The organism is Stenotrophomonas sp. STEN023, from assembly GCF_056760135.1.
The window spans coordinates 1-8,331 of sequence record NZ_JBRREF010000136.1 but is presented as its reverse complement, the minus strand read 5'-3'; the positions used below and the strand labels follow the sequence as shown (position 1 = coordinate 8,331).

Annotated in this window: 8 protein-coding genes; 6 read left to right on the top strand and 2 right to left on the bottom strand. The window is 63.8% G+C overall.

Features of this window, described 5'->3' with window-relative positions:
- Window positions 1-145: 145 nt before the first annotated feature.
- The 4 genes from ACVOLV_RS21680 (at window position 146) to ACVOLV_RS21665 (ending at window position 4,454) form a co-directional block, all read left to right on the top strand.
- On the top strand, window positions 146-1,267 hold the full coding sequence (locus ACVOLV_RS21680; RefSeq protein WP_481556162.1) for a PLP-dependent cysteine synthase family protein: 1,122 nt from the start codon (window positions 146-148) through the stop codon (window positions 1,265-1,267).
- A gap of 34 nt (window positions 1,268-1,301) precedes the next feature.
- A complete protein-coding gene (locus tag ACVOLV_RS21675; RefSeq protein WP_481556161.1) occupies window positions 1,302-3,332 on the top strand; it encodes a M3 family metallopeptidase in 2,031 nt (676 codons plus the stop codon).
- Window positions 3,332-3,988, top strand: a complete 657-nt coding sequence (locus ACVOLV_RS21670) for a histidine phosphatase family protein (RefSeq protein WP_481556160.1) — start codon at window positions 3,332-3,334, stop codon at window positions 3,986-3,988. Before ACVOLV_RS21675 ends, ACVOLV_RS21670 begins: the two co-directional genes overlap by 1 nt.
- Before the next feature lie 88 nt (window positions 3,989-4,076).
- Entirely contained in the window at window positions 4,077-4,454 is a 378-nt protein-coding gene (locus ACVOLV_RS21665; RefSeq protein WP_481556159.1) for an SH3 domain-containing protein, read from the top strand.
- A 205-nt stretch (window positions 4,455-4,659) separates the two neighbouring features.
- Here the strand turns inward: ACVOLV_RS21665 and ACVOLV_RS21660 are convergent, their stop codons facing one another.
- Complete coding sequence (locus ACVOLV_RS21660; RefSeq protein WP_481556158.1) at window positions 4,660-5,259, bottom strand: lipocalin family protein; 600 nt, start codon at window positions 5,257-5,259, stop codon at window positions 4,660-4,662.
- Window positions 5,260-5,395: 136 nt separating this feature from the next.
- Here ACVOLV_RS21660 and ACVOLV_RS21655 point away from each other — a divergent pair, with 136 nt between their 5' ends.
- The gene (locus ACVOLV_RS21655) at window positions 5,396-5,713 is read left to right on the top strand and encodes a hypothetical protein (protein WP_481556157.1); all 318 of its coding nucleotides are present in this window, start codon (window positions 5,396-5,398) and stop codon (window positions 5,711-5,713) included.
- A gap of 68 nt (window positions 5,714-5,781) precedes the next feature.
- Window positions 5,782-7,881, top strand: coding sequence for a prolyl oligopeptidase family serine peptidase (locus tag ACVOLV_RS21650; protein WP_481556156.1), 2,100 nt, complete (start codon window positions 5,782-5,784; stop codon window positions 7,879-7,881).
- 174 nt (window positions 7,882-8,055) lie between these two features.
- Here ACVOLV_RS21650 and ACVOLV_RS21645 read toward each other — a convergent pair.
- Window positions 8,056-8,331: hypothetical protein (locus ACVOLV_RS21645; protein WP_481556155.1), on the bottom strand; the 276-nt coding region annotated here is incomplete at its 5' end.

Genomic DNA, 8,331 nt, shown 5'->3' with positions numbered 1-8,331 from the left:
ACAACACCCACCCTGCCGCGGGGGGGGGGTGTTGTGGTTGCAAATGCGGGGGCCCGGGGGGGGTCGCCCATAACCCCCTCCCCCCACCCCGGTTTTGCCCAACCAAGTAGAATCCACCCCAGCATTCACCAATAAGTGGCGATCCATGTCCCAGCGTGATTGGGTGGCGGCGGCCATCCACAAGATTGAAGCCGACTACAACCGTTCGGCCGATACCCATCTGATTCCCATCGACCTGCCGGGCTTCCCCGGTATCGATGTTTATCTGAAGGATGAATCCAGCCACCCGACCGGCAGCCTCAAGCACCGTTTGGCGCGCTCGCTGTTCCTGTACGCGCTGGCCAATGGCTGGTTGCGCGAGGGTCGCCCGGTGATCGAGGCCTCCAGCGGTTCCACCGCGGTGTCCGAGGCCTACTTCGCGCGTCTGCTGGGCCTGCCATTCATCGCGGTGATCCCGGCCAGCACGTCGCCGGAAAAAATCGCCGCCATCGAATTCCATGGCGGCCGCTGCCATCTGGTGCAGCGCGCCTGTGACCTGAACTGCGAATCCGAACGGCTGGCACGCGAAACCGGCGGCCACTTCATGGATCAGTTCACCTACGCCGAGCGCGCCACCGACTGGCGCGCCAACAACAATATCGCCGAGTCCATCTTCAAACAGATGGCCGAAGAGCCGCATCCGGTGCCGGAATGGATCGTCTGCAGCCCCGGCACCGGCGGCACTGCAGCTACCCTGGGCCGTTACGTCAGCTACCGCCGCCACGACACCCGCATCCTCTGTGCGGACCCGGAAGTGTCGATTTTCTACGACGGCTACTGCGCCGCGCTGGAAGGCCGCGACTGGCGTGACATGACCTGCGAAGGCGGCTCGCGTGTGGAAGGCATCGGCCGTCCGCGCGTGGAGCGCAGCTTCATACCCACCTGCGTTGATGCGATGGTGAAGGTGAGTGATGCGCTGAGCCTGGCCGCGATGCGCCATGTCAGCGCCACCCTGGGGCGTCGTGTTGGCGGCTCCACCGGCACCAACTTCATCGGCGTGCTGTACGCCGCCCAGCAGATGCGTGCGGCCGGCCGTGATGGCTCCATCGTCAGCATCCTCTGCGATGCCGGCGAGCGTTACGCGCACAGCTATTACAACCCGGACTGGTACAGCCAGCAGGGCATCGACGTGGTCGGCGCCGACGCGGTGGTGGCCACGGCCGTGGCCGGGCAGGGCCTGCCGGCCCTGCCTTGTGCCTGGCTGGAAGCGTCGCCATATCAGGCTTGATACCGGCGTAGCCGGAACTGTTTGAAGGAATGCTGTGAACACCACCAATCCCCTGCTCGATTTCTCCGGCCTGCCGCGTTTCGACGCGATCCGCGCTGAACACGTCGCCCCGGCCATCGATACCCTGCTGGCCGAGGCCGAAGCCGCAGTGAAAGCTGCTGAAACCGTGGCGCCGGTGAGCTGGGAGAATTTCGTGGTACCGCTGGACGATGCCACTGAACGGCTTTATCGCGCCTGGGGCCAGGTCTCTCACCTGCAGGCGGTGGTCAACACGCCGGAGCTGCGCGAGGTCTACAACGCCAACTTGCCCAGGATCAGCCGCTTCGGCAGTTCAGTCGCGCAGAACCCGGCGTTGTACGCACAGTACAAGCTGCTGGCTGCCGTGCCGGAAGCCGCCAGTTACGACGAAGCACAGCGCAAGGCGCTGGAGAATGCACTGCGCGACTTCCGTCTCGGCGGTGCCGAACTCGACGACGCCGGCAAGGCGCGTTTTGCCGAGTTGCAGGAAGAGCTGTCCGGTCTGCAGGCCAAGTTCTCGCAGAACGTACTCGATGCCGGTGATGCATTCGCCTTGTATGTGGATGTCGCCGACGACCTGCTGGGCCTGCCCGATGACGTGGTCGCCAGCGCCCGCGCCGCGGCGCAGAAGGATGGCCGCGAGGGTTACAAGCTGACCCTGCAGATGCCGTGTTATCTGCCGGTGCAGACCTATGCCGACAACCGCGCGCTGCGCGAGCAGCTGTATCGCGCGCATGCGATGCGCGCATCGGAGTTCGGCGACGCTGCCCTGGACAACACCGGCAATATCGACCGCATTCTCGCCGTGCGCAACGAACTGGCCGCATTGCTGGGTTTCGACAACTACGCCGAGTATTCCATCGCCACCAAGATGGCCAGCGATGCGCCGCAGGTGCTGAGCTTCCTGCGCGACCTGGCTGCACGCGCAAAACCTTATGCGCAGCGCGACCGTGCCGAGCTGGAAGCCTTCGCCCGCGACGAACTGGGCATGGCGGAGCTGCAGGCCTGGGATCTGGCCTATGTGGCCGAGAAGCTCAAGCAGGCGCGCTACAGCTATTCCGAGCAGGAAGTGAAGCAGTACTTCACCGAGCCCAAGGTGCTGGCCGGCCTGTTCGGCGTGATCGAGCGCCTGTACGGGCTCAAGGTGGAACAGGACAGCGCCCCGGTCTGGCACGAAGACGTGCGGTTCTATCGACTGGTCAATGCCGATGGCGCGCTGGTTGGCCAGTTCTACATGGATCTGTATGCACGCGAAGGAAAGCGCGGTGGTGCGTGGATGGACGATTGCCGCAACCGCCGCGTCACCGCCGCGGGCGTGCAGACGCCGCTGGTCTACCTGGTCTGCAATTTCGGCCGCGGCAACGATGGCAAGCCAGCGACTTTCAGTCACGACGAAGTCACCACCGTCTTCCACGAAATGGGCCACGGCCTGCACCAGTTGCTGACCCGCATTGGTGAGCTGGCGGTTGCCGGCATCAATGGCGTGGAGTGGGATGCAGTGGAGCTGCCCAGCCAGTTCATGGAGAACTTCTGCTGGGAGTGGGAGCAGGTTGAAGCGATGACCGCGCACGTCGACACTGGCGCGCCGTTGCCGCGCGAACTGTTCGACAAGATGCTGGCTGCGAAGAATTTCCAGAGCGGCATGTTCACCGTGCGCCAGCTGGAGTTCGGCCTGTTCGACATGTTGCTGCACAGCCAGTACCAGCCTGAGCAGGAAAGCGTGCTGCAACTGCTGGAGCGCGTGCGTGGCGAGGTGGCGGTGAACATCCCGCCGGCCTGGAACCGCTTCGCCAATCAGTTCAGCCATATCTTTGCTGGCGGCTATGCGGCCGGTTATTACAGCTACAAGTGGGCCGAAGTGCTCAGTGCCGACGCCTATGCTGCGTTCGAAGAAGCACCGGACGCACTGGCCGAGACCGGCAAGCGTTTCCGTGATGAAGTGCTGTCGCGCGGTGGCAGCCGCAGTGCGGCTGAGAACTTCCGCGCTTTCCGTGGCCGTGAACCGCAGATTGACGCCTTGTTGCGGCATAGCGGCATGACTGCCTGATGCAGACGGCGTCCGCCCCGGAGGGAATGCGGACGCTGTACTTCGTTCGGCATGGGCAGAGCATGGCCAACGCAGGTGCGTTCGCCATGGCTGATAAGGAAATCCCGCTCAGCGACCTGGGCCGGCAACAGGTGTTGGATCTTCTGGCGCGCTGGCCATTGCGACCAGCGCAGCTGTACTGCTCACAGATGCTGCGTGCCCGGCAGACGGCGGAGTACTTCGCCGATGCCCACGGGCTTGCAGCACAGGAGATCGCCGAGCTGGACGAGTTCAGCTATCTGGCGCTTGCCACGGTCGAAGGCAAGGCGCCCGGTGATGTGGCGGTATTGGCAGGCAATTACTGGCAGCGCGGCGATCCTGCACATCGCGATGGCGATATCGCCGACAGTTTCGATGATTTCGCGGCTCGGGTTGAGGCCTTGCTGGCTCGCCTACATGGCTTCGAAGATGGCAGCGTATTCGTGGGTCACGGCATCTGGATCGGCCTGCTGGCCTGGCGCCTGCAAGGGCGGGCGGTAAATGGGGCTGCGGACATGCAGGCATTCCGTGCCTTCCAGACTGCAATGCATGTGCCCAATGCCGGCGTGTACAGCCTGAAAATTGCCGGAGGCGAAGGCGCAGCACGGCTTTCGGCGATGGATGTCGGCGCTGCCTGAACGTGGCGCGGCTGCAACGGCGTGGGTTCAAGCTTGGCGTGTCACCATAGGTCCTTCATCTGGCCGCATCGGTCCCGCCGCATTCGCCATGCACAGGTTGTTCAAGTCCACCGACGGCAAGCCCCGTCTGTATCTGCGTATCGCCGCGGCTGCGGCGATCATCGGCGTGGTGCTGTGGTTCCAGCCGCAGATCAATGAACCCGCCGCCCAAGTCAGCAACGGCTTGAACCTGCGCAGTGCGCCCGATCAGCGTGCAGAGCGCCTGGCGGTATTGCCGGTGGGTACCACGGTGGAAGTGCAGCGCTGCCTGGACGACCTGCAATGGTGCAATGTGCGTGCGGACGGCAAGAGCGGCTGGGTGGCGGCGGATTATCTGATCGCCCGCAGCGACGGCAAGAAGGTCAAACTGGCCGAAGCCGGCAAGCAGCTGGGCGTAGTCATAGAGACCGCCAAACCAGGTGGATGAGTGGCACCTGTAGAGCCGAGCCGTGCTCGGCTGGGGGCATTACCGGTAAAGCCCTTGCCGAGCATGGCTCGGCACTACGCTTTGCTCCCTCCCTTGCGCCGAAGGCGGGGGGAGGGCTGGGGAGGGGTAAGCCCTTCGCAGGCTGCGGCAATATGAGCTTCGCGGCTTACGCCGCTCCTACAACAGCAGAATCAGACTCTGCCTGTTACTTCTTGTTCGGCACTTCAAAGCCCAGCTTGTCCACCTGCTGCGGGTGCTGCGGTACGCGCTTTAGCTTGTCGGTGTTGACGTCGTACTTGTCACGCAGGCGCGTGGCCAGCTGGCGGTAGGTGGCGTTGTCCATGTCCGGCTCGCGGGCGAAGATCCATGCCATCTCCCGGCCCGGGTAGCCGATCAGTGCCCAGGAGTAATCCGGAGCAACCTCAAGAATGCGCGAACGGGTGGGCACTACCCGGTAGAACCAGGTGCGCCAGCTGCGATTGCCGCTTTCTTCGTCCACCTTGGCGCGGATGTCGATCTCTTCTTCCGGCTCGGCAAAACCTTCGCGGAACTGGTAACGGATCGATACCTTGTTCTCATCGCGCAGGGTATAGGTGTTGATGCTGGCGACATGGCCGCGCTCGATGAAATTCGGCACACGGCCGATCACATACCAGCGGCCCATGAAGCGCTGCAGGTCGATCGGGCCATCGGCAATCCCCTCCACCGTCGTCGTCGCCGGAGCAGCCTCCTGTGCATGGGCCGGGGTCAGCGGCAGGGCGAGACTCAACAATACGGCGGACAGGAAGACAGGAATCGGTCGCATTACGGGCAAGGCACCAGTGAAGGTCAGGGCTGCATGTTCGGCGGGCAATGATGCGCCCGTCAATGGTAGGTCGCAGTCTGTGAGATGGCGGCCACCGAGGATGCACTCCAACACAGCCATGTTGCCGGAGAACGTCATGACCAAGCCGCTCGCATCGTCATCCCGCCGTAATGCCCAGGACGTGCCCGATCCGCAGGTGCTGCGTTGCGTCAGACAAGTGGCGCTGGCGGGGATGGCGCTGGTGCTGGTATGGCCGGCAGCACGCGGCCACAGCGAATGGATCGGTTGGCTGCCACTGTGGCTGCTGGGCATGCCGCTCACCGCCTGGTGGGCGCTGTACCGCTTTCGCCTACCCGCAGCTTGGCGGAACCGCCACGCCAAGCCGCGCAAGCGCGGCCCGCAGGCCACCCGTGGCCGGCGCCCGGCCCGGCGCCGCCTGCCGCAGGCGGCCTGACCTTCGACACGTGGGGGCGGGGCAGGGGCTGTGTTAGCGTTCGCGGCTTATGACCGCATGGAGCCAACATGTCCCGACTCACCTCTGCCTGCCTTGTGGCAGGTCTGTTTTCTTCCGGCCTGGCCGGGGCCGCCATGGCCGCTGACGACTCCCAGGACAAGTACGCTTGGCTGGAAGACGTCACCGGCGACAAACAGCTGGGCTGGGTGAAGGAGCAGAACGCCAAGTCCGAAGGCCGCCTGGCCGTGACCCCGCAGTTCAAGGCGATGGAAGCCGGCATCCGCGAAGTGCTGGACTCGGACGCCAAGATCCCGGGTGTCCAGAAGATCGGCGATTACTACTACAACTTCTGGAAGGACAAGCAGCACGAGCGCGGCGTCTGGCGCCGTACCACGCTGGTCGAATACCGCAAGGCCGAGCCGCTGTGGGAAACCGTGCTGGACCTGGACGCGCTGAACAAGGCCGAGGGCGAGAACTGGGTATGGCACGGCGCCAACTGCCTGCGCCCGGAATACAACCGCTGCCTGATCGCGCTGTCGCGCGGCGGCGCCGACGCGGATGTCACCCGTGAGTTCGACGTCTCGAAGAAGGACTGGATCAAGGACGGCTTCTTCCGCGCCGAGGCCAAGGGTGGTCTGGGCTGGATCGACCAGGACAACGTCTTCGTCTACACCGATTTCGGTACGGGTTCGATGACCACCTCCGGCTACCCGCGCGTGGTCAAGCGCTGGCAGCGCGGCACCCCGATCAGCGCCGCAACCACGGTGTACGAGGGCAAGCCGGAAGACATGTACATTTCGGCGATGCACGACGATACGCCCGGCTTCGAGCGTAACTTCGTCAGCCGCACGATTGCCTTCTACAACAACGAACTGTTCCTGATCGGCGCCGATGGCAAGCTGACCAAGGTGGACGCACCGAACTCGGCCGAGAAGGGTGTCCGCAGCGAATGGCTGACCCTGGAACTGCGTGAGCCGTGGACCGTGGGCGGCAAGACCTATACCGCCGGTTCGCTGTTGGCGACCAGGTTCGATGACTTCATGGCCGGCAAGCGCGAGTTCGACGTGCTGTTCGCGCCCACCGACACCACCTCGCTGGCCGGTGCCACCTGGACCAAGTCGCACGTGGTGTTGAACGTACTGGACGACGTCAAGAACCGCCTGAAGGTGCTGACCCACGGCAAGGACGGCTGGGTGAGCAGCGATTTCACCGGCGCACCGGCCTTCGGTACCGTTGGTGTTGGCGCGGTGGACGCGGATGAGAGCGACGCGGTGTGGATGACCGTCACCGACTACCTGACCCCGACCACCCTGGCCCTGGCCGAAATCGGCCAGCAGCCTGAAGTGCTCAAGACCATGCCGGCGTTCTTCGATGCCAGTGACAAGGTGATCGAGCAGCACTTCGCCACCAGCAAGGATGGCACCCGTGTGCCGTACTTCGTCGTGCACGACAAGGCGATGAAGCTGGACGGCTCCAACCCGACCCTGCTGTACGGCTACGGCGGTTTCGAGATCTCGCTGACCCCGAGCTATTCCGGCGGCATGGGCCGCGCGTGGCTGGACAAGGGCGGCGTGTATGTCGTGGCCAACATCCGTGGCGGTGGCGAGTACGGCCCGCGCTGGCACCAGGCTGCGCTGAAGCAGAATCGTCACAAGGCGTATGAGGACATGGCGGCGGTGGCGCAGGACCTGGTCACCCGCAACATCACCTCGGCCAAGCACCTGGGCGTGCAGGGCGGCAGCAACGGCGGTCTGCTGACCGGCAACATGCTGACCCAGTACCCGGAGCTGTTCGGTGCGGTGGTGGTGCAGGTTCCGCTGCTGGACATGAAGCGCTACAGCCACCTGTTGGCCGGCGCCTCGTGGATGGCCGAGTACGGCAACCCGGATACGGCCGATTGGGACTTCATCAAGACCTTCTCGCCGTACCACCTGTTTGATCCGGCCAAGAGCTACCCGCCGGTGCTGTTCACCACTTCCACCCGCGATGACCGCGTCCACCCGGGCCACGCCCGCAAGATGGCGGCCAAGATGATCGACGCAGGCAAGGACGTGACCTACTACGAGAACATCGAAGGTGGTCATGGTGGTGCGGCGAACAATGCGCAGGCCGCGCATATGTCGGCACTGGCTTACAGCTTCCTGTGGGAGCAACTGAGCAAGAAGTGATGCTTGGTTTGAAGTGATGCGAAACAAACGCCACCGAAAGGTGGCGTTTGTTTTTGTTTTGCTTAAGCCCCTCTCCCGCCTGCGGGAGAGGGGTTGGGGTGAGGGCAGAGCGGAGTGCTGAAGGTGAATTGAGGCAGTTGCTTCCGAGGCTCAAAAGCTCAAAAGCTCAAAAGCTCAAAAGCTCAAAAGCTCCCCCATCCGCCCTTCGGGCACCTTCCCCCGCAAGCGGGAGAAGGGAATAGCCAAAACCGAGCCAAAGCCAAGCCGATGCCAAGCCGATGCCAAGGCCAAAGCCAAAGCCGAGCCAAGGCCAAGGCCAAGGCCAAGGCCAAAGCCAAAGCCAAAGCCAAAGCCAAAGCCAAAGCCAAAGCCAAAGCCAAAGCCAAAGCCAAAGCCTTGGGGCTCTGTGGGCGCTACCAGGAAAGCTCCTGCCGAACATGGTTCGGCACT

Coding starts and splice junctions, on each gene's coding strand:
- ACVOLV_RS21680 (WP_481556162.1), top strand. CDS start 146: ATGTCCCAGCGTGATTGGGTGGCGGCGGCCATCCACAAGATTGAAGCC.
- ACVOLV_RS21670 (WP_481556160.1), top strand. CDS start 3,332: ATGCAGACGGCGTCCGCCCCGGAGGGAATGCGGACGCTGTACTTCGTT.
- ACVOLV_RS21665 (WP_481556159.1), top strand. CDS start 4,077: ATGCACAGGTTGTTCAAGTCCACCGACGGCAAGCCCCGTCTGTATCTG.
- ACVOLV_RS21660 (WP_481556158.1), bottom strand. CDS start 5,259: ATGCGACCGATTCCTGTCTTCCTGTCCGCCGTATTGTTGAGTCTCGCC.
- ACVOLV_RS21655 (WP_481556157.1), top strand. CDS start 5,396: ATGACCAAGCCGCTCGCATCGTCATCCCGCCGTAATGCCCAGGACGTG.
- ACVOLV_RS21650 (WP_481556156.1), top strand. CDS start 5,782: ATGTCCCGACTCACCTCTGCCTGCCTTGTGGCAGGTCTGTTTTCTTCC.